The organism is Wolinella succinogenes DSM 1740 (assembly GCF_000196135.1).
In the GTDB taxonomy this organism is placed as follows: Bacteria; Campylobacterota; Campylobacteria; order Campylobacterales; family Helicobacteraceae; genus Wolinella; species Wolinella succinogenes.
Genome location: NC_005090.1, coordinates 399,664 through 425,473, shown reverse-complemented (window position 1 = coordinate 425,473; position 25,810 = coordinate 399,664). Strand labels below are relative to the sequence as shown.

The 25,810-nt window shown below is 50.5% G+C and carries 19 protein-coding genes and 1 other RNA gene; 14 read left to right on the top strand and 6 right to left on the bottom strand.

The genetic code is table 11. The features are described 5' to 3' along the window. Position 1: 1 nt before the first annotated feature. Positions 2-2,698: a DNA polymerase I gene (gene polA, locus WS_RS02110; protein WP_011138372.1), complete on the bottom strand. Its 2,697-nt coding sequence runs from the start codon at positions 2,696-2,698 to the stop codon at positions 2-4. A 152-nt stretch (positions 2,699-2,850) separates the two neighbouring features. Here polA and WS_RS02105 point away from each other — a divergent pair, with 152 nt between their 5' ends. The 6 genes from WS_RS02105 to WS_RS02080 all read left to right on the top strand — a co-directional run bounded on the left by WS_RS02105 (position 2,851) and on the right by WS_RS02080 (position 7,650). After that, positions 2,851-3,222 (top strand): hypothetical protein, encoded by a 372-nt coding sequence (locus WS_RS02105; RefSeq protein WP_041571696.1) that lies wholly within the window; start codon positions 2,851-2,853, stop codon positions 3,220-3,222. Continuing rightward, positions 3,219-4,127, top strand: a complete 909-nt coding sequence (locus tag WS_RS02100) for a vWA domain-containing protein (protein WP_011138370.1) — start codon at positions 3,219-3,221, stop codon at positions 4,125-4,127. Before WS_RS02105 ends, WS_RS02100 begins: the two co-directional genes overlap by 4 nt. Continuing rightward, on the top strand, positions 4,115-5,599 hold the full coding sequence (locus WS_RS02095; RefSeq protein WP_011138369.1) for a vWA domain-containing protein: 1,485 nt from the start codon (positions 4,115-4,117) through the stop codon (positions 5,597-5,599). The genes WS_RS02100 and WS_RS02095 overlap by 13 nt, the downstream gene beginning before the upstream one ends. 82 nt (positions 5,600-5,681) lie before the next feature. Then, positions 5,682-6,380, top strand: a complete 699-nt coding sequence (locus WS_RS02090) for a triose-phosphate isomerase (protein WP_011138368.1) — start codon at positions 5,682-5,684, stop codon at positions 6,378-6,380. 20 nt (positions 6,381-6,400) lie between these two features. After that, complete coding sequence (gene fabI / locus WS_RS02085) at positions 6,401-7,219, top strand: enoyl-ACP reductase FabI (RefSeq protein WP_011138367.1); 819 nt, start codon at positions 6,401-6,403, stop codon at positions 7,217-7,219. A gap of 35 nt (positions 7,220-7,254) precedes the next feature. Next, positions 7,255-7,650 (top strand): VOC family protein, encoded by a 396-nt coding sequence (locus WS_RS02080; protein WP_011138366.1) that lies wholly within the window; start codon positions 7,255-7,257, stop codon positions 7,648-7,650. On the opposite strand, the gene WS_RS02075 is transcribed toward WS_RS02080, so the two are convergent. Further along, positions 7,647-9,845 carry a heavy metal translocating P-type ATPase gene (locus WS_RS02075; protein ID WP_011138365.1) on the bottom strand — a complete coding sequence of 733 codons (2,199 nt, stop codon included), beginning with the start codon at positions 9,843-9,845 and terminating at the stop codon, positions 7,647-7,649. The genes WS_RS02080 and WS_RS02075 overlap by 4 nt on opposite strands. Before the next feature lie 138 nt (positions 9,846-9,983). Here WS_RS02075 and WS_RS02070 point away from each other — a divergent pair, with 138 nt between their 5' ends. From WS_RS02070 to WS_RS02060, 3 genes are read left to right on the top strand one after another with little or no spacing between them, the layout of a single operon-like run. Next, positions 9,984-11,009 (top strand): ribonucleotide-diphosphate reductase subunit beta, encoded by a 1,026-nt coding sequence (locus WS_RS02070; protein WP_011138364.1) that lies wholly within the window; start codon positions 9,984-9,986, stop codon positions 11,007-11,009. Continuing rightward, positions 10,999-11,721 (top strand): nitrilase-related carbon-nitrogen hydrolase, encoded by a 723-nt coding sequence (locus WS_RS02065; protein WP_011138363.1) that lies wholly within the window; start codon positions 10,999-11,001, stop codon positions 11,719-11,721. Before WS_RS02070 ends, WS_RS02065 begins: the two co-directional genes overlap by 11 nt. Next, positions 11,722-12,351, top strand: coding sequence for a protein-L-isoaspartate(D-aspartate) O-methyltransferase (locus WS_RS02060; RefSeq protein ID WP_011138362.1), 630 nt, complete (start codon positions 11,722-11,724; stop codon positions 12,349-12,351). It begins immediately after the preceding gene. Here the strand turns inward: WS_RS02060 and WS_RS02055 are convergent. After that, positions 12,332-13,258 carry an RluA family pseudouridine synthase gene (locus WS_RS02055; RefSeq protein WP_011138361.1) on the bottom strand — a complete coding sequence of 309 codons (927 nt, stop codon included), beginning with the start codon at positions 13,256-13,258 and terminating at the stop codon, positions 12,332-12,334. The genes WS_RS02060 and WS_RS02055 overlap by 20 nt on opposite strands. 73 nt (positions 13,259-13,331) lie before the next feature. Between WS_RS02055 and purB the strand changes: the two genes are divergently transcribed. Genes purB through WS_RS02040 form a run of 3 tightly spaced genes read left to right on the top strand, consistent with a single transcriptional unit; the run spans position 13,332 to position 18,309 of the window. Continuing rightward, the gene (purB, locus tag WS_RS02050) at positions 13,332-14,660 is read left to right on the top strand and encodes an adenylosuccinate lyase (RefSeq protein ID WP_011138360.1); all 1,329 of its coding nucleotides are present in this window, start codon (positions 13,332-13,334) and stop codon (positions 14,658-14,660) included. 9 nt (positions 14,661-14,669) lie between these two features. Continuing rightward, entirely contained in the window at positions 14,670-17,039 is a 2,370-nt protein-coding gene (locus WS_RS10530; protein WP_011138359.1) for a response regulator, read from the top strand. Then, on the top strand, positions 17,014-18,309 hold the full coding sequence (locus WS_RS02040; RefSeq protein WP_011138358.1) for a GGDEF domain-containing response regulator: 1,296 nt from the start codon (positions 17,014-17,016) through the stop codon (positions 18,307-18,309). The genes WS_RS10530 and WS_RS02040 overlap by 26 nt, the downstream gene beginning before the upstream one ends. Here WS_RS02040 and WS_RS02035 read toward each other — a convergent pair. The 3 genes from WS_RS02035 to WS_RS02025 are packed head-to-tail and all read right to left on the bottom strand — an operon-like array spanning position 18,303 to position 23,791. After that, a complete protein-coding gene (locus WS_RS02035) occupies positions 18,303-19,556 on the bottom strand; it encodes a TolC family protein (RefSeq protein WP_011138357.1) in 1,254 nt (417 codons plus the stop codon). The two genes, WS_RS02040 and WS_RS02035, sit on opposite strands and share 7 nt — an antisense overlap. Further along, positions 19,553-22,705 (bottom strand): efflux RND transporter permease subunit, encoded by a 3,153-nt coding sequence (locus tag WS_RS02030; RefSeq protein ID WP_011138356.1) that lies wholly within the window; start codon positions 22,703-22,705, stop codon positions 19,553-19,555. Before WS_RS02030 ends, WS_RS02035 begins: the two co-directional genes overlap by 4 nt. A gap of 9 nt (positions 22,706-22,714) precedes the next feature. Continuing rightward, positions 22,715-23,791 carry an efflux RND transporter periplasmic adaptor subunit gene (locus WS_RS02025; RefSeq protein WP_081454405.1) on the bottom strand — a complete coding sequence of 359 codons (1,077 nt, stop codon included), beginning with the start codon at positions 23,789-23,791 and terminating at the stop codon, positions 22,715-22,717. 174 nt (positions 23,792-23,965) lie between these two features. On the opposite strand from WS_RS02025, the gene rnpB reads away from it, so the two are divergent. Both rnpB and WS_RS02020 read left to right on the top strand, forming a co-directional pair. Next, an RNA gene (gene rnpB, locus WS_RS10790) (RNase P RNA component class A) lies at positions 23,966-24,291 on the top strand. Between the two features lie 199 nt (positions 24,292-24,490). Next, complete coding sequence (locus tag WS_RS02020) at positions 24,491-25,804, top strand: ammonium transporter (protein ID WP_011138354.1); 1,314 nt, start codon at positions 24,491-24,493, stop codon at positions 25,802-25,804. The last annotated feature ends 6 nt before the right edge of the window (positions 25,805-25,810 follow it).

The following is a 25,810-nucleotide window of genomic DNA, read 5'->3' as shown; positions in this document are numbered from 1 at the left end:
CCTATTTCAGCGCGCCCCAATGCTCTCCTAGCGAGATTCCGCATTGAAGGGGCACTCTTAGAGGGTGGATTCCCTCCATCACCAAGGCAAGCTCTCTAGCTAGTGCCTCCGCGTGCTCTTTGGGAGCTTCAAAAATCAGCTCATCGTGCACTTGAAGCAAAAGCCAAAGCGATTCCTCTTGGGCGAATCGTCGCCTGATCTCATTCATCGCCAGCTTAATGAGATCGGCTGCGCTCCCTTGGAAGATGCAGTTGACTGCCTCCCTCAAATAGGCCGCTTTTTGATACTCTGGAGCCTGTTGAAACTCAAAATAGCGTCTCCTCCCTAAAAGCGTCTCGGTGTAGCCATGCTCTAGGGCAAACTCCTCTTGGGCTTTGAGAAACGATTTGACCGTGGGAAACGAGGCGAAGTAGCTATCGATGTAGCCTTTGGCCTCTTTGGGTGAAATGCGGAGCGTTTCAGAGAGTTTGCGCGAGCCCATGCCATAGATGAGTCCAAAGTTGATCGTTTTGGCGATCCCTCGATGGGCTTTTGCCTCCCTTTCTCCAAAGATTTTTTTCGCCGTCTCATAGTGGATGTCCGCTCCCGCCTTAAAGGCCGCCACCAATGCGGGATCTTGCGAAAAGTGCGCCAGAAGCCTTAGCTCAATCTGCGAATAGTCCAGACTAATGAGAAGATTCCCCTCACTCGCAATAAATCCCTGACGAATTTTGCGCCCTGCTTCGGTTTTGACAGGGATATTTTGGAGGTTGGGATTTTTAGAGCTGAGTCGCCCTGTTGAGGTGCCCGTATGGAGGAATGAGGTGTAGATTCTTCGATTCTTATCTTGGAGGGCGAATCGTGTGAGCGGCTCAATATAGGTGCTTTTGAGTTTGAAAAGCTCCCGATATTCCAAGATGGGCTCAATGATAGGATGCACCCCCAAAAGCTCGCTCAACACCTTTTCATCGGTGCTATAGCCTGTTTTGGTCTTTTTCCCTGAGGGAAGGTGGAGCTTCTCAAAGAGCACGCCCCCTAGCTGCTGCGTGGAGTTGAGATTAAACTCCCCTCCTGCATGGGCAAAAACCTCACCGCTTAGCTCTCTAATACGCACCTCCACCTCAGCGTTGAGGCGCGCAAAAAACTCAGTATCGACCCGAATACCTCGCTCTTCCATCTCGATGAGCGTATGGATAAAGGGGAATTCCAAGCTCTCTGCCAGCCCCAGGAGCGACTCGCATCCTCTCTTTTTGAGCTCCTCCTCTAGACGAAAATAGAGTCGATAGGTCGCCAAAGCATCTTCTCCCGCATACTCCGCTGCCTCTTCAAGCGCCACCTGTGCAAAAGTCTCGCCCTTTTTGACCATCTTTTCAAAGGGAATCATCTCGTGACCAAACCAGCGCTTCATCTGAAAATCAAGCCCTACAGGCGCACCCGAATCAAGGAGCCACGCCAAAATCATACTATCTCCGATTCGCCCCTTGGGATAGAATCCTAAAGCCCCATGAAGAATCTCAAGGTCAAACTTGAGGTTATGCCCCACCACCTGAGCACTAAAAATCTTCTCAATCGCTCCTCTAGCCTCCTCTAGGCTCACCTGATCCCCCGCACCCAAATAGGAGTGCGCCACAGGGACATAGTAGCCCACCTCTCCCTCTAGAGAAAAAGAGAAACCAACGAGCTTCGCACTCCTTGTCTCTAGCGAATCGGTCTCTGTGTCAAACGCCACGACACTAGAGGGGGTGAGCGAAGAGAGAAGCTCCTCTAGACGCTTAGTCGAATCGACAAGCTCCGTACGGCGCACAAAATTCCCTTTGAGGGGCGAAGACTTAGGCGCGGAGGGGGTCGAGGGAGCGATCCACTCTCCCTCTTTTTGAATCTTCTCTAACACGCGCTTCATGCCCAAATCCATGAGCTCTCCGCTGATGGAGAGCAGGGGGTGGAGCGAGGGAAAGCGGCACGATTCTAGATCAAAATCCTCTAAAAGATGCTCCCTTAATCTCACCAGCTCCCGACTGCGATAGGCATCCTCACGACCCATCTCCAAAAGCCCCCTAAGGCGCTCTGGTGTAACCTCCTCCAAGCGCTCATAAATCCCCTCCAAGCTTCCAAAGCTCTCAATCAATTTTTGCGCGCTCTTGGCTCCCACTCCCTTCACTCCCGGAACATTGTCCGCACTATCGCCCACCAAACTCTGATAATCCACAAACTGAGCGGGCGAAACGCCATACTTAGCGATGCACTGCTCCTCCCTGATCTCTTGCTTTTTGAGCGGATCAAAGAGGAAAGTGTTGCCATCAATAAGCTGATAGAGGTCTTTGTCATGGCTGATGATCTTCACAAAAACATCATGACTGTTGGCAAAATAGTTGACCGAGGCAATCACATCATCCGCCTCATAGCCTGGAATCGTGATGTTCTTAAAGCCCATCTTCTCAATCCACTCCAATGCCACAGGAAGCTGTTTTAAAAGCTCTTCAGGCACATCAGGACGCTGAGCTTTGTAGTTGGCATCAATCTCCTTTCTAATCCCCTCCTCCTTGCTATCAAGCGCAAAGACGATGTAGTCGCTCCGATACTCTTTAGCGATTTGGGCGATGAGATTGGCAAAGCCCATGAGTAGCCCTGTAGGGAATCCGCTAGGACTCTTTAGCGGAGGAAGCGCAAAGTAACTGCGAAAGAGGAATCCAAAAGTGTCAATAATCGTGAGGGTTTTCATGGGTGAGCCTTGCAAGCGAGTTGGATAAATAGAATCTTACTCAATTTTCCATGTTAACTCCCCATAAATCAACATAACCCTGAGCGCGACCTCTCTAAATGCTTGCTGTTTGACTATAGTGTTCAGGGGCACTTTTTCGCTAGAATCACGCCATGCTATATGACATCAAAGAGCTTCAGCCCCTCCCTCTCTCTCTTTCGTGGCTAGAGGGAGGAGAGCTACTTTTGGCTCTACTGTTTCTTGGGGTGCTCTCTCTTGCCCTTTGGCGCTACTTTCATCGCCCTCTAAACCCAAAAGAGAGGGCGCTAGAGGCCTTGCGCGCGCTTGATCCCTCTAAGCCAAAGAGCTTTGCGTATGGATTCTCCCGCTATGGTGCCCTCATTCTAGGCGATTCATTAGAGCTCAAAGAGCGCTATGAGAAACTGGTGCACCAGCTAGAACCCCACAAATATCGAGCCAGCGTGCCGCCGCTCAAGGCTTCTTTATTGGAGGAGTTTTGGGTCTTTGTGGAGATGGCCAAGTGATCATCCTCTACCCTTGGGTCTGGCTTTTGCTCCTCCCTTTCTACTTTTTGAGGCGACTCTTTAAGAATCGCTCTGATGCGCTCCTCTTCCCTCGTGCTCGACTTTTTGAGATTGCCCCAAGGCACGCCCCAATCCAAGAGATCCTCCTCTTTAGCACCCTTGCTCTTTTGCTCCTAGCCCTCTCTAGACCCATCCTCCCTTATGGAGCCAACACTCCAGAGAAGAGTGCTGATTCTTGGGTCTTTTTGATTGACACAAGCGCCTCGATGGCGCACCCCCAAGGAGAAGAGAGCCGACTTGAGAAGGCCAAGGCCCTTCTTGAAACACTCCTAAGAGAGCACGCCAAGGGAAGCGTCTCCATCGTGATTTTTGGCGAGCACGCCATGACGCTGGTGCCTCTTAGCCGCGACATCCCCTCCATCATCGCCTTTTTGCACACCCTAAAAGCCAAAGAGGCGGGCAAGGCGACCGCCCTTTATGACGCCATTTTTGAAGGAATCTCTACGCTCTCCTCCCGCTCTTTAGAGCACCCCAAGCTCTTTTTACTAAGCGATGGATTGGAAAATGCCTCTAGAAGTTCACTAGAAGAGCTCCTAGGGGCTTTAAAGAGCTGCTCCATCCCCCTCTATCCTCTACTCTTAGAGCCTGAAGATGCCTCCTTGGAGCTAGAGCGTCTCGCTAGAGAGAGCGGAGGTGCGCTCATCCACCCCCAAGAGCCCTCCTCTTGGGCGGCTCTTTTGGAGATTCTTCGCCCCCATCCAAGCCAAACCTCCTTGACACAAGGAGTGGAGCTCTACATCTATCCGCTCTTCTTCTCTCTGCTCTCTCTGCTTGGATGGCTCTATTGGGTCTATCGCCCCCGCCTTGATTCCCTTTGGAGCAAAGGAGTTCCATGGAGATTCTAAACCCGCTCTTTCTTTGGCTCATGCTCCCTCCCCTGCTCCTCTTTTTTTGGATTCTCCTCCATCAAAAAGAGCCCCTAGAGCGCTTCTTTTCCCCTAAAGCCCTAGAGCGGCTTAGGCTAAGACGCGCCCTCTTCTCTCCGAAGATTCAGCGGCTCTGCCTCTTTGGAAGCGCTATCTGTATGCTGCTTGCCCTCTCTAGACCCATCCTTCCTCTCTCCTCCTCCACCCAAGAATCGCCCAAAGAGCGCCTTGTGATTCTCTTTGATGCCTCCCTTTCGATGGAAGCCAACGATCTCTATCCCACACGATGGCTCTTTGCCAAAGAGCGCTTAGCGGAGCTTTTAGAGGGGATGGAATCCTCTCACGAGGTCGCCCTCATCGTCTTTGCCCGCCACTCCTTCATGCTCTCTCCCTTCACCGAGGAGCTCCGCACGCTTGGCTCTTTATGGCGACGATTCACCCCCAGCTCTCTTCCCCCGCCTAGAGAATCCAACCTCCTCCTAGCCCTAGAGAGCGCCTATGCCCTACTCCAAGGCTCTTTGACGCCCTCTTTGGTGCTCTTAGTGAGCGATGGAGCCGAGGGAGAGCTCAAAGAGGAGCGCTCCTTTATTGAGCGCCATGCCCTCCCCTTGATGGTCTATGCCATTGGCACCAAAGAGGGGGGAGAGTTTCCGTTTCAGGGTGCCCTCATTCGCACCCCCCTCAATCCTCACCTCCAAACGCTCGCCTCTAAAGGATTCATTGAAGCCTCCTATGACAAAAGCGATCTTGCCCATCTTCGCTCCCTCCTCTCTTCCCCCTCAAAGAGGATTTCAAACCCTCGCACGGAGCTTTTTCCCTATCTCCTTGGGGCAGCCCTAGGGCTTTTGGCCCTAGGCTTCATCCCTCTGCCTATGATTCGATTCTCTAAGATATTGATCATTCTTCTTGCTCTAAATCTCACCACTCCCTCCAGCGCCCTAGAACACCCTAAAGCCAAAGAGGCTGAGCGGCTCTATCTCGAAGAATCTTTCCTAGAGGCCGAAACCCTCTATCGCACTATCCTCCAAGAATCTCCCTCGCCAGAGGCCCAATACAATCTCGCCAATACGCTCTATCGTCAAAATCGCTTCCAAGAGGCCATCACCCTCTATGCGCGCATCCAAACCAAAAATCCTGACCTCCTCCATGCGCTAGAACACAATCAAGGCAACGCTCACTACCACCTCAAAGAGTATCGCCTCGCCCTAGAGGCCTATGAGCGAGCCCTCAAACATAGAGATGACCCTCAAACACGCCACAATCTCAACCTCACCCTATCCCACCTCAAAGAGGAGCGCCCCCTCAATCCTCCTAGCCAAAAACTCCTCCCCTTGTCCATAACGCCAAGTCAAAGCTCCTCCGCCTCCCCACTCCCTCCCCCCACGCTCATCCCCCTTCTCTCCCCCACCCCCCAAGAGAATCGCTCCATGGAGCGAGCGATTCCTTGGTGATTTTTCTTTGGCGATTTTTCCTCAAAGTCAATTTTGGATAGAATCGAGTTTTGGTCTTTTGAAAATTTTATAGGAGCGAGCGATGATTTTAGCCGCCAATTTCAAAACAAATCACACGCGAAAATCGACTCGACACTATCTAGAGCGTCTCTCCAATTTCCTCTTTGAGACAAGTTGCGAGCATGATATTTTTCTCTTCCCGCCTCCCTTGGCCCTCGATTTTTTCGATGATATTGGAGGGGTTTGCATTGGAACACAAAACGCCTACCCCGCACCAAGTGGAGCCTTCACGGGCGAAGTAGGAAGCGAGCAATTAGAAGAGCTGGCTATCCAAACGATCCTTATCGGGCATAGCGAACGAAGAGGAATCCTAGGAGAATCCCAAGCCTTCTGTGCAGAAAAATTTCGCTACTACGCCTCCTTGGGCTACACGATCTTTTACTGCATCGGCGAGAGCCTAGAGGTGAGAAGGGCAGGAATCGAGGCAACGATTCGTCACAATCTCTCCCAGCTAGAGGGAATCGATCTCTCCTATCCCAAGCTCATCATAGCCTATGAGCCCATTTGGGCGATTGGCACGGGAGTGAGCGCCTCCTTAGAGCAGATCCAAGAGACCCACGCCGCTCTCAAAGCGCATCTCTCTTGCCCTCTCCTTTATGGCGGAAGCGTGAATCTCTCCAATATCGCCGAGATTCTCGCTCTCCCTGAAGTCGATGGCGCGCTCATTGGAAGCGCTTCGCTCAAAGTGGAAGATTTTTGCCAAATGATTCAAAAAATTTAAACCTCAAAGGAGTTTCAAATATGGTTATGAAAGGGAAAAAAGGGCTCATTGTCGGAGTCGCCAACAACAAGTCGATCGCTTATGGAATCGCCAAAGCGTGCAAAGAACAGGGTGCAGAAATTGCGTTCACCTTTATGAATGAGCAGATCGAAAAGCGAGTCCGTCCCATCGCTGAGGAGTTTGGAAGCTCCTATGTCTATGAGCTAGATGTGAGCCGACCTGAGCACTTCACAGCCCTTAGGGAATCGCTCCAAAAAGATTTCGGAGAGATTGATTTCATCGTCCACTCCGTGGCTTTTGCCCCCAAAGATGCTCTTGATGGTGAATTTGTGAACACCCCCAAAAGTGCCTTTAATATCGCCATGGAGATCTCCGTTTTCTCCCTTATTGAGCTCACCCAAGCCCTGCTCCCCATCATCAGTTCTCAAGGCTCAATCCTCACCCTCAGCTACCTTGGAAGCGTGAAGCATGTCGCTCACTATAATGTGATGGGAGTGGCCAAAGCCGCTCTAGAATCAACGGTGCGCTATCTTGCCTTTGACCTTGGCAAAAAAGGAATCCGCGTCAATGCCATCTCCGCTGGTCCTATCCGCACGCTAGCCGCCAGTGGAATTGGCGATTTCCGATTCATCCTCAAATGGAACGAAGCCAACGCTCCTTTGCGAAAAAATGTCACCATCCAAGAGGTGGGCAACTCCGCCATGTATCTTCTCTCTGACCTCTCTAGCGGTGTGAGCGGCGAGATTCACTATGTCGATGGCGGCTACAACATCATGGGAATGTGCGCGGTCGAAGAGGTCGATGGCAAAGCCACGATGGTTTGGGACACACTCCAGTAGTCCCTCCTTTGAATCCCAAACAAGGAGCTTCAACAATGAAAACTCTCGAACTCTCCACCTGCTTCATCACAGAACGCGTGGACGCTTGCCGTGAATTTTATCAGCGCCATTTTCTGGCCGAGGCTCTCTTTGACTGCGGGTGGTATCTCAACCTGCGTTTCCCCCACTCTACGCTATCGCTCCAATTCATGCACCCCCAAGAGGGGATGCCTAGCTTTAGCGGAGAAGGAATCATGCTCAATTTCAAAGTCGATGATGTGGACGCCGAACACGCACGACTCACCCAAGAGGGGCTAGAAGTTTTCATGCCCCTAGAGGATCATCCTTGGGGTGATCGAGGATTCTCCATCATTGATCCCATCGGAATCTCCCTCTATCTCTACTCCGAACGCGAACCCCACGAGGAGTTCAAGCCCTACTTCAAAGCCTAGGCCCCAAGGGCGCCTTGGCTTTTCCATCGTCCGATTCGAAGCGCATTGCTCACCACGCTCACCGAGCTTAGCGCCATCGCCGCACCCGCAAAAGAGGGCTGAAGCAAGATTCCAAACCAAGGATAGAGAGCGCCCGCTGCTACAGGGATGAGAATCGTATTATAGAGATAGGCAAAGAAGAGATTCTGCTTGATATTCCTCAAAGCAAAAAGGCAAAGCTCCAGCGCCTCACTCACCCCTGTAAGCTCCTCTTTCATCAGCAAAATATCCCCCGATTCTTGGGCAATTGCCGTGCCACTAGAGAGGGCGATCCCCATGTCTGCCTCTTCAAGCGCTAGGGCATCATTCACTCCATCTCCCACAAAGAGCACTCCCCCCTCCTCTTTGAGCTCTTTGATTACTCTGTGCTTATCCTTGGGCAACACCTCTGCATAAAATCGCTCAATCTCTAATCTTTGAGCTAAATCCAACACCGCCTCTTTTGAATCTCCACTCAAAATGACAGGTTCAATCCCTCGCTTTTTAAAGAATTCAAGCATCTCTCTAGCCCCTTGACGAAGAGAATCTTCCACGCCTATGGCTGCAATCATCTCTCCTTGATAGGCCACATAAATCGTGCTAAGGCCCAAAAATTCCTCCCTCAAGCTCTCCAAAAGCGCCTCATCGCTTAAGATTCCCTTCTGAATCATAAGCCGCTTATTCCCCACCACAAACTCCTCCCCTCCAAACTTCGCCGCCAACCCAAGGCCGATAAAATTTTGAGGCGATTCGGGAATAAGAGCCGCTTCGCTCCCCTCTTTAATCTGCTCTTTTGCATAGCGCGTGAGGGCTAGAGAAATCGGGTGAGCGCTCGTTGATTCAATTCCCAAAAGCATCTCAAAAAAGCCCTCTGGAGCCTCTCTCATCCATCGCACTTTAGAGATAGAGAGCATCCCTTGGGTGAGAGTGCCCGTCTTGTCCAAAACCACTTTAGAAATCACTACGGCACGCTCAATTACATCAGGATTTTTGATAAGAATCCCCTCTCTAGCCCCCCTAGAGATCGCTGTGACAATCGAGATGGGCGTAGCTAGACCCAGCGCGCAAGGACAAGAGATGATGAGCACCGCCACACTCGCCAAAAAAGCATGCTCATAGCCATCACCCCAAAAGATCCACACTCCAAGCGTCAAGAGGGAGAGAAAGATGACGGCGGGCACAAAGATTGAGGCGATTTGATCGGCAAGCTTCCCAATGGGGGGCTTTTGGCTCTGAGCCTCTTCGAGCAGATCGACCATCTCATAAAGAAGCGATTCTTGGGCGGATTTAAGAACACGCACCTTGAGATAGCCATTCACAGCGATACTCCCGCCCACGACCCCATCGCCGACCTTTTTATGCACGGGCAGATACTCCCCGCTAATATGGGAGCTGTCCACCTCGGCCTCCCCCTCAACAATCTCTCCATCTAAAGGAATCTTCTCCCCCGCCCTAACAAGAGAGATCTCATTCACCCCCACTTCAGAGAGCTCCACCTCCACCTCGGCCCCCTCTCGCCAAAGCCGCGCTCTTTGAGGAAGGAGACTCGCTAGAGCTCTCACGCTCTCGCCTGAACGCTTTTTGGCTCTTGCTTTGAGCCATTCACCCAAAAGCACAAAGGTGATCACCGCTGAAGAACCCTCAAAATAGAGCCCCATCTGTGTGTTAGGAAAGAGCGAAGGCGCCCAAAGCGCGATGCATGAGTAGAGATAAGCAGCGGAAGTTCCGATGACGATGAGGAGATTCATGTCTGCGCTCTTGGTGCGCCAAAGACCCCCTGCCCCCTTGTAAAAGCCTGCTCCACCGACAAACTGCACCACGCTGGCTAAAAGAAACTGTGTGTAGAGATAGAGGGGCTCATGGGGGAAGAACATATGAAGCCCAAAAATGACCAAAAAGAGAGGCAGGCAGAGAAAAAATCGCCGCCCAAGCTCCTGAAGCTCCCGCTCTTCTTGATCTCTGCTGCTCTCCTTAAACGCCTTGAACCCATACGATTCGATGAGGCGGATGATCCTCTCTTGAGTGATACGCTCCTCTTCATATTGGATGCGCCCTTTGCCCGTGATGGCATTCACACTCACATCCAAAACACCCGATTCTTTGGAGAGATTGGCGATGATTCCCTCTGCACAAGCGCTACAATGCATCCCTTCGATTCTCAGTTTGATCCTGTCCATATTTGACCTTTTTGCCCTAGGCGGAGATATTGAGGGAGTGCTCCCGAAAAGTCAATTATCTTATCTCCTTTTTACTATTAATTCTCTATAATCAACTAAACTTCAACTTTGAAATCATTAGGAACGGTCAATCACTCCATGATAGAACGAAAAAAGATCTACAACCCCCAATCCACCGAGACCGTCAATGAACGAAAAATCTTTGGCGGGAATCCCACCAGTATTTTTGAGCTCAACAAAATCAAATATCAATGGGCCTACAATCTCTGGAAAGTGATGCTGGCCAACTCTTGGTTCCCTGAAGAGGTGAACATGACCCCCGATAAGCGCGACTATAACGGAGGTCTCACTCCTGCTGAAAAACTTGGGTATGATCGCGCCCTCTCTCAGCTCATCTTCATGGATTCGCTCCAAACCAACAATCTCATTGATAATGTCAATCCCTACATCACAAGCCCTGAGATCAACCTCATCCTCGTGCGCCAAGCCTTTGAGGAGGCACTCCACTCCCAAAGCTACGCCGTGATGGTGGAATCAATCTCGGCTAACACCGATGAGATTTATGAGATGTGGCGCGTGGATATGCAGCTCAAAAGCAAGAACGATCACATCGCGGGCGTCTATGAGGAGCTCGCCAAAAACCCCACTGATAGCGCCATGCTCAAAGCCATGTTCGCCAACCAAATCCTAGAGGGAATCTACTTCTATGCGGGCTTCTCCTTTTTCTACACACTCGCACGAAGCGGTAAAATGCTAGGAAGTGCGCAGATGATTCGATTCATTCAACGCGATGAAGTAACCCACCTGCTCATCTTCCAGAACATGATCAACGCCCTCAAAAAAGAGCGTCCCGACCTCTTCACCAAAAGTCTTGAAGAGGAGGTGGTTGAGATGTTCAGAAAAGCAGTCGCTGTCGAATCGGCATGGGGAGATTACATCACCCAAGGGCAGATTCTAGGACTCACTAGCGAGATCATCCACGAATATATCCAATACCTCGCCGATGATCGCCTCAAACGCGTTGGAATGCCGATATTGTATAACGCGAAACACCCCATCAAATGGGTGGATCAATTCAGCAGTTTCAACGAGCAAAAGACCAACTTTTTTGAAGGAAATGTCACCAACTACGCCAAAGGGAGTATCAACTTCGATGATTTCTAAACGACTCTATTCGCTCCAATTCAAAACCAAGCAAAACTTCGAGGAGAATCTCGCCACCCTCAAGAATCTCATCTCCAAATGCCGAGAGGATTCGATCATCCTAGCGCCTGAAGTCTCCCTCACCCACTTCTCTTATCAGCGCATGGATGAGGCGGCCGAGTTTGCCAAAGAGGCCACAGAAGAGCTTCTTGCCCTCTCCAGAGAGAAGACTATCATTGTGACGATGATCGAGAAGAATAAGATTGACTACTTCAACAACCTCAAGGTTTTTCACCGAGGCGAGCTCCTCCACAAACAATCCAAAAGTCGACTCTTCCCCCTTGGCGATGAGCACAACCACTTCAAGGCGGGAAGCGAAGAGGAGATTGTTCCTTTTGAGATTGATGGCATCAAATGCGGCGCCATCAACTGCTTTGAGCTCCGTTTCACCGAAATATGGAGTCGCCTCAAAGGCTGTGAGCTCCTCTTTGTACCTGCTCAGTGGGGCAAAGAGCGCAAGGATCACTTCGAGACCCTCACCAAAGCCCTCGCCATCGCCAATCAAGCCTTTGTGATCGCCAGCGATGGCGCAAACGATAGCATGGCCAAAGGGAGCGCGATCATCTCGCCCTTTGGGATCGTCACCAAGGATGATGAGAAAGAGATCATCTTTTTGGATGCCGATCTCACCGAAATCAAAAAAGTCCGACGCTACATCAACGTAGGACTCTAAATGAATCACATCAAAACCGCACGGATGGTGGAGGAGATTCATGCTCGATTCCCCCTCTCTCCTGAGGTTTACAAAGCCCTTCTTAAAGTCGATCGGGAGCTTTTTGTCCCTAGCGGTCTTAGGCATTTGGCCTTCATGCTCGATGCACTCCCCATGAGTGAAAACCAGTGGATTAGCTCCCCTTTAACGGTGGCCAAGATGAGCGAATACTTAGAGCCAAAAGGGGCTGATAGCGTGCTAGAGATTGGGTGTGGGAGCGGTTATCAGGCGGTGGTGCTAAGCCACCTCTTTCGCCGTGTCTTTAGCATTGAGAGAATCGAGCGCCTCCTCCTTGAGGCTAGAGGTCGCCTCAAAACCTCCCAAATCTCCAATGTCAACACCAAACTCGATGATGGACAAAAGGGATGGGCGCAATACGCCCCCTATGATCGCATTCTCTTCTCCGCCTCCATCCCCTCCATCCCTCAAGCCATCGCGGATCAGCTAGAGGAGGGGGGGATACTCATCGCCCCCATCGAGGAGGGTAATGCTCAGGTGATCAAGCGCTTTGAGAAATATCGAGGCCAACTCAAAGAGACCAAAATCCTAGAGCGCTGCGTCTTTGTTCCCATTAAGAGCGGAATTGCCTAAGCGCCTCCCTCGCCCCCTCCACCTCTCCTAGAAAATCCTGTCCACTCACGATCTCATACCAGCTCCCCTTATAGGGGAATCCAAGCCCTTGCGCATGAAGCATCAATCTTGAAGCACCAAAACATCGTCTTCGCTCCTCCTGATCCATCGCTTGCTCAAGATAGGCACGGCTTAGCTCATCACTTGTTCCATAGAGGGGGTCTCCAAGGATAGGATACCCTGCGTGAGCGAGATGGAGGCGAATCTGATGAGTCCGCCCCGTGAGCGGTGAGGCCTCCACCAAAGTGGTGTCGCTCAAAGCCTCATAATCAAGCGCTTTGATTTGGGTGAGCGAGCTCTTCCCCTTCTCATCCACCCTCATGCGCACCCCAAGATCAAGCCGCTTGCTCTGCGCCTTTAGGGGGAAATCAAGAATCCTCTCTCCCTCCATCTTGCCCCTCACAAGCGCCCAATAACACTTTTTGACCTCGCGATTAAAAAAGTTGATTTTTAGAATCGCCCCCTCTTTCTTAGAGCGGGTGATAAGCACGATTCCACTCGTCTCTTTGTCGATTCGATGAGCCAAATCCGCCTCTTGGCCAAACCTCAGCCTCACCTCATCCATGAGCGAGTAGTGCTCAAAAGTCCCCTTGGGGTGAACCAGTAGATCCGCTGGCTTATCAAAGAGGGCAAAAAAAGGAGCGATAAAGAGCGGCTCCAAGCCCCTAGAATCAGGCCTGAAAAAGAGCACTTCAAGCTCCCCGCTCACTCTAGCGCTCTTGTCTAAAAAGGGCTCTCCTTGGATTCTCACGCGCCCTTTATCAATCCACTTTTGCGCCTCTTTTTGGGAGATAGAAAACTCTCGCATTAAAAATAAAAAGAGTGGAGTGGGAGTGTGAAGATGAAAGGTTTTTTGGACGAAAGCCATCGATTTTCCTGCGAAGGTTAAGTGGATTTGTGGTAGATTTTGGATTCTATCAAAACTCTCATAAGGATAATGAATGGTTGAGCGCTACGCTAGGGAAGAGATGAAGAATCTATGGACACAAGAGGCCAAATATGATGCATGGCTCAAGGTTGAAAAAGCCGCAGTCAAAGCATGGAATCGCTTGGGTCTCATCCCCGATGAGGCGTGTGAAAAAATCTGTGCCAATGCCTCTTTTAGCGTAGCAAGAATCGATGAGATCGAAGCGACCACCAAGCATGATGTGATCGCTTTCCTCACCTCAGTCTCTGAGAGCCTCGGCGAGGAATCGCGCTTTGTCCACTATGGCATGACCAGCTCTGATTGTATCGATACCGCTGTTGCCCTCCAGATGCGCGATAGTCTAAGCCTTATCCTCCAAGATGTGAACGAATTGATGGAGGCGCTCAAAAAACGCGCACTTGAGCATCAACACACTCTCATGGTCGGACGAAGCCACGGAATCCATGGCGAACCCATCACTTTTGGATTGGTGTTAGCGATTTGGTATGATGAGATCCATCGCCACCTCAAAGCCCTCCAAGAGACGATGAAGGTGATCTCTGCGGGCAAAATAAGCGGTGCGATGGGTAACTTCGCCCACGCCCCCTTAGAGCTTGAGGAGTATGTCTGCGAAGAGCTTGGGCTCACTCCAGCGCCTGCAAGCAACCAAGTGATTCAGCGCGATCGCTACGCTAGGCTTATGAGCGACCTTGCGCTCCTAGCGAGCAGTTGCGAAAAGATCGCCATTGCTATACGGCACTATCAGCGCACCGAGGTTTACGAGGCGGAGGAGTATTTCTCCCCCGGTCAAAAGGGAAGCTCCGCCATGCCCCACAAGCGTAATCCTGTCCTCACCGAAAACATCACAGGGCTTTGCCGCATGATTCGAAGCTATGCGATTCCCGCCATGGAGAATGTCGCCCTTTGGCATGAGCGTGACATCTCTCACAGTTCCGTGGAGCGATTCATCCTGCCTGATGGCTTTATCACCACCGATTTCATGCTCAAGCGCCTCACTGGAGTGATCGAAAAGCTAGTGGTCTATCCAGAAAACATGATGAAAAACCTCAACCTCACGGGCGGTCTTGTCTTCTCTCAAAGAATCCTTCTAGAGCTTCCTTTGCAGGGGGTGAGTCGTGAGGATGCCTACAAGATCGTTCAGCGCAATGCGATGAAGGTTTGGGCCGATCTCCAGCAAGGGAAAAGCGCGCTCAATGAGAAAGGTGAGAGCCTCTACCTCCAGCACCTCTTAGGGGATGAAGAGCTTCGCGAAAAGCTCTCCGAAGAGGCCATCAGAGCCTGCTTTGACTATGGTTATTACACCAAAAATGTGGGGGGAATCTTCTCCCGCGTCTTTGGATAAACCCCTCCGATGACCCCAAAGCGCCTCCTCATCGTTGAAGATTCCCGCTCGATCAATCGCTATTTGAGCGAATACCTTTTAGAGCTAGGGTTTCTTATTCGTTCGGTCTTCTCTCTCAAAGAGGCGATGGAGGCGATGCGTGAGGAGTCTTTTGATTATGGGATTTTTGATCTCACGCTGCCTGATGGAGACGCTAGAGAGATGGTCTCTAGGGCGATTCGCCAATCCAAGGTGATCATCCTCACCTCCAATGAAAATCAGCTCATCCGCGATGATTACTTCAAGCTTGGTGTTTTGGACTACATCTCCAAAAACAACCCAATGGACTACATCTGCAAGCAGATTGAGCTTCTCATCGAAAAGGTGGAGCACAACAACCAATACACGATTCTAGTGGTGGACGATTCCCGTGCCATTCGCGAAATGTGCAAAAGCGTCTTTGAGATACGCAACTACTCCATTGCCCTTGCCTCCAGTGGGAAAGAGGCGCTAGAGCTCATCGAGAGCGAGCGGATTGACCTTGTGATTCTCGATCTCTTTTTGCCCGATGTGCATGGTCTAGAGATTCTCTACAAGATTCGAGAAAATAGCCAAAACCTCACCCTCCCTGTGATCGCCCTCTCCTCCACGCTCAACAACGACCATATCGCCAAGGTGCTCAAGCATGGAGCCAACGACTTCATCAACAAACCCTTCTCCATCGAACAGATCATCCTCAAAGCCGCCAATCTCATCAAAGACGCCCACGCCGAACGAGAGCTCGCCGAACGACTCTTGGAGGTTGAAGAGCTCAAGCGTCGCTTAGATGATGCTCAAAGAATCGCCAAAATGGGTAGCTTTGAAGAGGATCTATCCCAAAAAAACACTTGGTGGTCTAGGGGAATCTATGAGCTTCTTGGCTACACCCCTTTTGAGGTTGAGCCTCGCGCGGAGCTCTTTTTTCAACACATAAAAGAGCCTCATCGCACCCTCATTAAAGAACACTATCTTCACCTCAACCAGAGCCAAGAGACCCAATACATCTCCGAAGATTACGAGATTCTCACTAAAAAAGGAGAGGGGCGCTGGCTCAACTCTAGCGTCAAGCTCATTCGAGATGAAAAAGGAACTCTCCTTAAAGCCCAAGGAGCGATTCTTGATGTGACAGAGAACAAGCGCCTTCGCGATGAGCTTTTGCGGTTCAATATAGAGCTAGAGAAGCGCGTCCGCCACGAAGTGATGGGCAAACTTCGCCTAGAGAGACAATTCCGTCAACTCTTTGAAAACAGCTACGATGCCATCCTTCTCATCGATTATCGCCAGCGCCGCATTATCGACTGCAATCAGACCGCCCAAAAGCTCTTAGGTTACTCCAAGGAGGAGCTAAGACTCTTGCCCCCCTATCGCCTTCTTCGTGCTATGAGCGCACGCTCTATCAAGCCCATTTTCCAAGATATCCTAGCTAAACGGCGAGAGATTCATGACATCACTCTCTTAAGTCAAAGCGGCGAACAGCTCCTAGGACAACTCAGCTTCAATACCCTCCAAGAAGAAGATTCCAATCTGCTTCTTTGCAGTTTCAGGAATCTCACTGAGCAGTATCTCCTCAAAGAGGAGAAGAATCACCAGCAAAATCTGCTCATTCAACAAAGCAAGCTCGCCGCTATGGGGGAGATGATCGGCTCTATCGCTCATCAGTGGAGGCAACCTATCAATGCCCTAGCCGTCAAAATCCAAGATATTGAACTCGCCTATGAAAATGAAGAGCTCACCCCCTCTTATGTGGACCATTTTGTCCACTCCTCCATGGATCTCATCAGCTTTATGTCGCACACCATCGATGACTTTCGTAACTTTTTTCGCCCCTCCAAGGCCACCTCAACCTTCAAGGTGCTAGAGGAGATTCAAAAAAGTATTGCCATGGTTCAAAATCAAGCTCGACTCTCTCAAATCTCCTGTCTGCTCCACTCTGAGCTTCCCAAAGATTTCACCATCACTGGCTACCAAAACGAGCTCAAGCAGGTGCTTCTCAATCTCCTCAAAAATGCCATCGATTCTGTTGAAGAGAGAATCGTGCTTGATCCTCTTTGTGAGCGGAAAATTGACCTTTTTCTCTCCCTTAAAGAGCCTTTTTTGGAGATTCAAATCCAAGACACAGGAGTGGGCATCCCCCAAGGAATCAAAGAGAAGATTTTTGATCCCTATTTCACCACCAAAGAGCAGGGAAAAGGGACAGGAATTGGACTCTATATGAGTAAAATCATCATTGAAAAAAACATGGAGGGGAAAATCTCCGTCATCAACCAAGAGCCCCCAGGGAGTGGGGCGCTCTTCACTCTGCTCATCCCCATTGAGCTTCGCAAGGATGCCAAACATGGTCCGACTCACGCCTTTTTATAAAAAACTCTCCATCCTTTTTGTGGAGGATGAGAGAGAGGTTCAAGAGGCAGCCCTCAATGTGCTAGAGCGCTATATTGACCATATTTTAGTGGCTAGCGATGGAGAGGAGGCGCTCGCGATCTTCAAAGAGAAACGCCCCGATATCGTCATCACGGACATTAAAATGCCTGTGATGGATGGCTTGGCGCTCACTAAAGAGATCAAAGAGTTGGGTGACACTCCCGTGATCGTCATCTCTGCCTTTGATAATGAAGAGTTCGTCTCAGAGGCCGCGCGCCTAGGAGTGGAGACCTACCTGCTCAAACCCATCGATATCCAACTGCTCCTCGCCTCCATCAATCGATGTATCGAGTTGCTCATTCGGCGTGAAGAGGCACGGCAGAATCGAAGCTTGCTGCGCGAATACAAACGCATTGTCGATGAGACGGCCATGATCTGCAAGATCGACTTGGACAAGACCATCACCTACGCCAATGAAGCCTTTTGCCAAATCTCTGGCTACTCCAAAGAGGAGCTCACAGGCAAAATCTATCGCCACATGGTCTCCCCTCGTCAAGATTTGAGTCGGCTTGATGGCGGGCTTTGGGTGAATGTTTTACGAGGAAAATCATGGAAAGGAATGATTGAGCTTTTGAATAAAAAAGGTGAACCCTACTTCATCCAAGCCTCAATGTTTCCACTCTTTGATGCTGATGGCAAGATCACTGAGCTCATCGCTCTTCAATTTGACATCACCGAACACATCAAGACCAAACAGATCCTAGAGAAGCAGAATCAAAAGCTAGAGCACATCGCCCACACCGACACGCTCACGGGAGTTTGGAATCGTTACAAGTTCAACAAGATTCTCCGCCAAGAGATCAAGTGCGCCAAAAGCTCGAATCATCCCTTCTCGTTGATGCTTTTAGATGTGGATCGATTCAAGACGATCAACGACACGCACGGCCACCAATTTGGCGACCGCGTGCTCAAAGCGATCACCTCCACTCTCAAGCGTCAACTCAAACACAAAGAGGCGATGATCGCGCGCTGGGGCGGAGAAGAGTTTATCGTCTTAGCCCAAGGCTATCGACTCGCTCAAGCCCTAGAGCTTGCCGAGCGCCTGCGCGCGGCGATTGAGGGGATGGAGTTTGAGAATATTCCCATCACCTCAAGCTTTGGTGTGACGGAGTTTAGCCCTGAAGATGAGCTAGACACGCTGGTGAGGCGAGCGGACTTAGCCCTTTACACCGCCAAAGAGAGCGGGAGGAATCGCATCATTAGCTACTGAGCTTCCACCACCCTCTGAAGCGAGGCGATGGAGGTGGCGATGGAGTAGCGCTTCTCCAAGAGTGAGCTTTTGGCTTTGGTGAGGAGAAGCTCTGCATCCAATAGCTCGCTGGAGGTCTCCATGCGCTCTTTGTAGCGATTGAGCGTGATGCGGTAGTTCTCTTTGGCTTGCTCTAGGGCTAGTTTGGCCACCTCGTGAGCGTTTTGAGCGAGTCGATATTGCTCTAGCGCCTCAAAAAGCTGAAGCTCTAACTCCCGCTTGGTCTCCACAATCTGACTATCCATCGCCAAAACTGCGTATCGCTTCGCCTCTTGGTTGTGCTGGTCACTAAACCCATTGAAGAGATTCCAGCTCGCCTCCAGTCGTCCTTCGGTGCGATCGTTATAGGTGCCATTTCGATTCCCCAAGGAGGCGCTATCCCCATAGCTACGATACTCCCCCACCAAGTCCACCTTGGGGTAGTAGTTCGAGGCGGAGGCCCTTTGCTCATATCGTTTGGCTTCTCTATTCTTGGCCAAATAGCGGAGCTCGGAGCGATTCGCCCACATCTTCTCCCTCAAATGCATCTCTGAAGTCTCCAAGGCACTCTCTATCCTCACCTCTTTAACTCCCTCAAGCACTATATGCTCGCCCACATAACGCTCTAAATCACGCTTAGCGTAAGCGAGCGCGCTCTCCTTCTCCAAAAGAGTCTGTTTGGCATTAGAGAGCTCCACTTCGACTTTCAAAAGAGTGTTTTTTGCAATATACCCCACTTGATAGAAGTTCTCTGATTCGCGCCTTTGCTCCTCCAAAAGCCTCACGGATTCTTGGGAGACTTTGAGATTCTCGCGTGCCTTCAAAAGAGCAATATAGGAGTTTTTAACCAAGAGGATCAAATCCTGTCGGCTCGCCTCTAGTGCAAACTCTTGCGCCTCCTCTAGAGCTTTGGCGCTTTGGAGAGAGAATCGATCACTCAGTCCATTAAAAAGGTTATATCGGAGCTCCAAAAGCGCATAACTGCCATCACTCTCTCCTCGATTATCGGAGCGATTGCTGCCATAGGTTTGGTATTTGAGATTGACCTCGGGATAGAAACTTCCCCGACTCTTTTGAGTCTCACTCTGCGCCTGCTTCAAAAGCCATGCTTGGCGCTCTACATTCTGACTATAAAGGAGTGCCTTATCAATTGCCTCTTCCATGCTTAGCGCCGCTGCCCCCAAAGTCCAAAAAAGAGCCAACGCCCCAAGGGCTAATCTCCACTTCATGCGATTCCTCCTGCTTTTTCCGCTTTTTCAATGTCGATTTTCAGCCTCTCTTTTTGAATCACAAAGAGCAGAAGCGAGGGAATCACAAAGACGGTGATGAGAGTCGAGAAGGTGAGCCCCCCAAGAATCACCGCGCCAAGCCCTCGATAGACCTCGCTCCCAGGACCAGGGGCAAGGACGAGAGGTAACATCCCAAAAAGCGAAGTGAGCGTGCTCATATAGATGGGTCTAAGACGCGTCCTAACGGATAGAATCACCGCTTCATAGGCCTCCATCCCCTCTTCGCGAATGTTATTGATCGCCTGATAGACGATAAGAATCGCATTGTTCACCACCGTCCCCACGAGGATAATAAACCCTAGCATCGTGAGAATATCTAAAGGCTGATTCGCCAAAAAGAGATTCACAAGCTTGAGTCCAATCACCCCTCCAGCCACTGCCAAAGGCACCGTGAAGATGATGATTAGCGGATAGATGAAGTTCTCATAGAGCGCCGCCATGAGAAGATAGATAATCACCACCGCCAACACAAACCCCCCTTGGAGTGCTAGGCGAGTCTGAGTGAGCTTGTCGGCGGTTCCACTGAGGCGTAGCTCATTACTCCCTATTAGCCCCTGCTTTTGCAGCTCTTCCACAAACTCCCCTTGGATTTTTTCCATCGCCTCCTCTAAGGGCATGTTCTTAGGGGGTGTCACTTGAAGCGTCACGGTTCTTTTGCGTTCAAAATGGCGAATCTCGGTGATTCCATACTCTCGTTTGATCTCAGAGAGAGAGGAGAGGGGGAGAATCCCCGCGCTTGGCGTGTAGATAAGAGCGTTGTAGATCTCTTCGGGAGTTTTGAGCTCACCTTTGTTGGCTTTGAGCACCAAATCGATCTTCTCTCGCCCCTCCTCTTTATACTCCGCAATCGCTCGTCCATCCATAAGCACATCGAGCGCTACGCCAAAAGTGCTGGGATTGAGCCCCGCGGCTTTGAGCTTGTCTGAGTCGGGGTAGAGATTGATCTCAGGGTAGATAAGCTCTAAACTAGGCAGAGGGCGCACCTGTGTCCCTTGGGGGAGTCTTTGCTTGATGAGTCGCTGCATGGCGCTAGCGGTTTGGATGAGCGATTCGATCTCAACTCCTGAAATATCCACATCAATCGTCCGCCCCTTGCCCATTCCTCGCTCAAAGATTCCTGGCTGCATAGAGACTCCCGTCATCCCTGGAAGCGATTCGATGGTCTTTAAAAATTGAGGGATCATCTCCCCTGCGCGATCTTCGATCGCTCCTCTTGTGCCAAAATACATGAAGTTTTCACTTCCTAGGAAAAACATATGGCGAATGGGAGGCATCTCACCCTTTTCGTTTTTCTCATACCCCTTTTGAACAAAATAGGACTCATTGAGCCTAAAGACCTCTTTGCCAATGTTTTGGCGCTCTTCATAAGAGAGTCCTGGAGGAGGATTGAGCACGGTGGTGACAAAGTTTTGATTCCCCTCAGGGAGATATTCCATCTTGGGAAAGAGCGCGTAGCTAATCGCCAAAGAGAGGAAGGTGAAGAAAAAGATGGTTGCAAGACGCGAACCAACCGAAGCCGTGCACCCCTTCACCCACGCCACTACCGTATCAATGATTCTGGCCCCTACCCCCTCTAGAGTGCTCTTAGGGTGTGGCTTCTCCACCCCAAAGAGCTTGAGAAGCTGGTAGCTAAACATTGGAATAATCAGAATCGAGACCACCATCGAAAAAAGCACGGCGCTGCTGGCGGTGAGAGCAATATCCCTAAAGAGCTGTCCCGCCTCCTCTTCCATGTTGATGATCGGGATAAAAATGGCCACCGTGGTGAGCACCGAGGCGACCAGCGCTCCGACCACCTCTTTGGTCCCCTCATAAGAGGCGGCAAAGATTCCCTTACCGAGTCTTTTGTGGCGATCAATATTCTCTAGCACCACAATCGCACTATCCACAAGCATCCCCACAGCAAAGGAGATTCCCGCCATAGAGACGACATTGAGCGTTCGCCCTAGGGCGTTCATCACGATGAATGTCCCAAGGATGCTAATGGGCATGGAGAGCGCGATCACCACCGTGGAGGTGAAGCTTCGCAAAAAGAGCCAAAGCACCACAACAGCCAAAAAAGCCCCAATCAAAATATTTTGGCGCACCAGTGAAATCGCCCCATTGATGTAGCTTCGCTGATCATACATCCAATCCAGATAAAGCCCCTCTTTGGCCAATACTCCCTCATTCAGACGGAAAAAGACTCGCTCCACCTCATCGCTAAGCTCTAGGATGTTGGTTCCTGGGGTGGGCTTGATTCCCACGACCGCTCCAGACTCAAAATTGTGCTCCACATAGGCTGTGGGACGCGCATATCCCTCTTTGACATAACCAAGATCAGCGATTCTCACCCGCCTCTGTCCATCGCTCCAGACCACCGTCTGCTCAATCTGCTCAGGAGATTTATATTCGGCCACCGATCTCACGCGATAGGAACGACGCCCATAATCCATCGTGCCAGCCGAAACATTGGCATTTTCAAGATCAAGAACGCTGATGAGGTCTTGAAGAGTAAGCTGATAACTCGCGAGCTTGTTGTGGTCAATCACCACATGCATCTCTCTATCAGTGCCCGAGGGGAAAAAGACCTCCGCCACGCCATCAATTCGCTCAAAATATTGAATCACGCTTTCATTGAAGAAGGTCCGATACTCATTGATATGGCGAGGATTCTCTTTTTGGGTCTTAAGCACCATCCACACCACGGGCGAGGTGCTCTCACCTGTGGCGGTGATGATGGGCTTATCGATTCCATCGGGATACTTTTTGACCTCATCGAGTTTATTAGAGACCTTGAGCATCGCCTCTGTTAGGCTAGTGCCGATCTTAAACTCCAGCGTAATATCCGCCCTTCCATTTCTTGAGCGCGATTCCATGCTAATGAGGTTATCGATTCCTTTGAGCACCTTCTCTTGACGCTCGATAATCTCTCGCTCCATCTCATAGGGAGTTGCACCAGTCCAAAGCGTGTTGATGGTGATGATGGGACGCGTCACGCTGGGCGTGAGCTGATAGGGCATTTGAGAGAGGCTCAGCACCCCAAAGAGTGCGACAAGGATAATGCCAACAATCACCACAACGGGCTTGGCAATGACATATTTAATCATGCAATTCTCTTATTGGGCTTGGCGCTCTTGCGTCTCTTGATTAGCTCTTAGGCGCTCTTGCCCCTCAATCACCACTCTCTCTCCCGCACTAATCCCCTTGGCTTTGACTAGCGCCAATCGTCCTTCATAGGCCAAAATCTCGACATTGATCATCTTAGCCTTTCCCTCTTTGAGGACAAAGATCACATTTTGTCCATTTTTAGGGAGAATGGAATCGCGTGGCACCAAAAGCCCTGAGGCGCTCTCTTGGGTTTTGAGCCTCACCCGCGCCTCTAACCCCTCAAAGAGCTCTCCTTTGGAGTTGTCAATAGCAATCTTCACAGGGAAAGTGCGCGCCTTAGAATCTCCCAGGGGAATCAACGCCTTGATAGAGGCGGGGTACTCTTTCTGAGCGACCTTAAGATTGACGCGATCCCCCACCTTGAGATTCTTCATCGTCTCAAAAGGCACCTCGATGCTCGCCTCCATAGGGCTTAGCTTCGCCATGTTGAAAATCGCTGCTCCCGTGGCAACCCACTCCCCTGGATTGAGAAGCTTCTCGAGGATGATTCCCTCGTAGGGGGCTTTGAGTGTCTTTCGCCCTAGTTCACTTTTAAGCCTCGCCAAATCTGAAGCCACCGCCTCAGCGCTACTCTTTTGTGCCTCTTTGTCAAAGAGGGCGTCTTCATATTCTTTGAACGAGACGGATTGAGTTGCATGAAGCTTGGAGAGACGCTCAAACTCTTTTTCGGCTTTGGCGGCTTGGGCTTTGGACTGCTTGAGTGAAGATTCTTTAGCGGCAATCTCTTTTTGGAGAAGGTCGCTATTAAGGCGTGCTAGAGCTTCTCCTTTTTTGACCCTCGCCCCCTCTTTGACCAAAAGCTCCTCGATCACCCCGCTCACTTCAGAGGCAAGAGAAGATCGATCTTCAAAGTAGAGCGTCCCCACAAAGCTCCCAAGGCTATCCATACTCCCCTCAATGATGGCTTCACTCACGACCAAAGCCACCCTCTCTTCGCTTGAGGGCTTCTCCTCTTTTTTTGCCTCAGGTGCCGCCCAAAGAAGCCCCGCACACAAACCCAAAATCCAAATCCATCGCGTCTTCATTCCAAATATCCCTTGCCCATTTTGATCATTGCCTTCAAAACATCCACATCCCAATCTCTCACTCTTCACTTTGAAGTCCAAGGTTAAAGGGTGTGCTTATTTCAATCATAAGATTTTACCGTGAATTGGACGTGAAATTGGTATCTTGGCTCATCTATGCTAGAATCTCATTCAAGGGCGTGGCGGACGGTTGCTTCTGCTCCAAGAAGAGGAAAGTCCGAGCTGCATTGAGACAGGGTTCCATCTAACGGATGGCTATCGTAAGATAAGGGAAAGTGCAACAGAGAAGAGACCGCCGAGTCATCGGTAAGGGTGAAACGGAGGTGTAAGAGACCCCCGGAGTCCTAGCAATAGGAGTCGCATGGTAAACCCAACCCGCAGCAAGAAGGATCTGGTTAAAGTCTCAAAACTTCGAATCCTTCGCTTTATCGCTATTGTGAAATAGTCGAATAGATGAATAGCCGTCATAACAGAACTCGGCTTACGGCCACGCCCCTCTCTCCCTTCTCGCCTTCTACATCTTTCATAACAAAAATGTAAAACCATCAAAAAGATCGCAAAATAGGCTTCTTTAGCCTTGTTCAGAAATGTCAATTGCTTAAAAATTAATCATAACCATCGACATAAGCTGCCTAGAAGATGGTCTATAATGATCCCAACCAAAACTCGAAGAAGAGTTTGGATTAAAAGGGGAGACCAATGAAAATCGTTAAACTTTTGATCTTGGCCCTGCTACCGGTTCTGCTTTTCGGAGACGAAGCCGCAGCGGAGGCAGCAGAGACCGCTTTGGAATTGGACGCCGCGAACACGGCTTGGATGTTAGTGGCCACAGCCTTTGTCATGCTCATGACACCCGCTGGCTTGGCTCTCTTTTATGGAGGCATGACGCGCTCTAAGAATATGCTCAACACCATCGGCATGAGCGTGGTGGGCTACATTCTCGCCTCTCTTGTTTGGGTGGGCTGGGGTTATGGCCTAGCCTTTGGTGAAGACATTGGCGGATTTGTGGGCGCTTTGGATGGATTCTTCCTCAGCAATGTTAAGGTGACTGATATTTGGGAAGGCGGAAATATTCCCGTGCTCCTATTCGCTGCTTTCCAAATGACTTTTGCGGGTATTACCGTAGCCTTGGCAAGTGGATCAGTCATTGAGCGACTCAAATTCTCCACATGGATTCTCTTTGTGGTGCTTTGGGTCACCGTGGTTTACGCTCCTGTAGCACACTGGGTGTGGGGCGGAGGCTTCTTGGCTAATGAGGGTGTTCTTGATTTTGCCGGAGGAACCGTTGTTCATATCAACGCTGGGGTTGCAGGTCTAGTCATGGCCTATATGCTTGGCAAACGAAGCGACAAAGATAAGGCAATCTTCCCTTCATCTGTGACTTTGACCATGCTAGGGGCTATTCTTCTATGGTTTGGATGGTTTGGTTTCAACGCCGGAAGCGAGCTTGCTGCTGATGGAATCGCCGCTAGTGCTTTCATGGTGACCAACACTGCCGCAGCGGCAGCGGCTTTGGCTTGGATGCTCATTGAATACGCCGTCTACAAGAAGTTCACCCTCATCGGTATCGCCTCAGGGATTGTGGCGGGTCTCGTGGCCATCACTCCTGCAGCGGGCTTTGTAGACACTCCTGCCTCAGTGATCATTGGTCTTGTAGCGGGTCTTGTGGCCTTCTTTGGTATCCATGGGCTCAAAAAAGCCTTGGGGGCAGACGACTCTCTAGATGCCTTTGGAATCCATGGAGTTGCGGGTATCTGGGGAGCTTTGGCGACAGGACTCTTTGCCAACCCCGAAGTCAACGAGCTAGGCACGGGTCTTTTCTATGGAAATGCAGGTCAATTCCTCATCCAGCTTGAGGGCGTAGTGGTCACTATGGTCTTTACCGCCATCGCCACTGCCATCGTCTTCAAGATCGTCTGCTTGATTACTGGAGGAGGAAGAGTGGATGCCCAAGAAGAGACCATGGGTCTGGATGAGTCCACCCACGGCGAAAAAAGCTTTCACTTAAAGTAAGGAGCT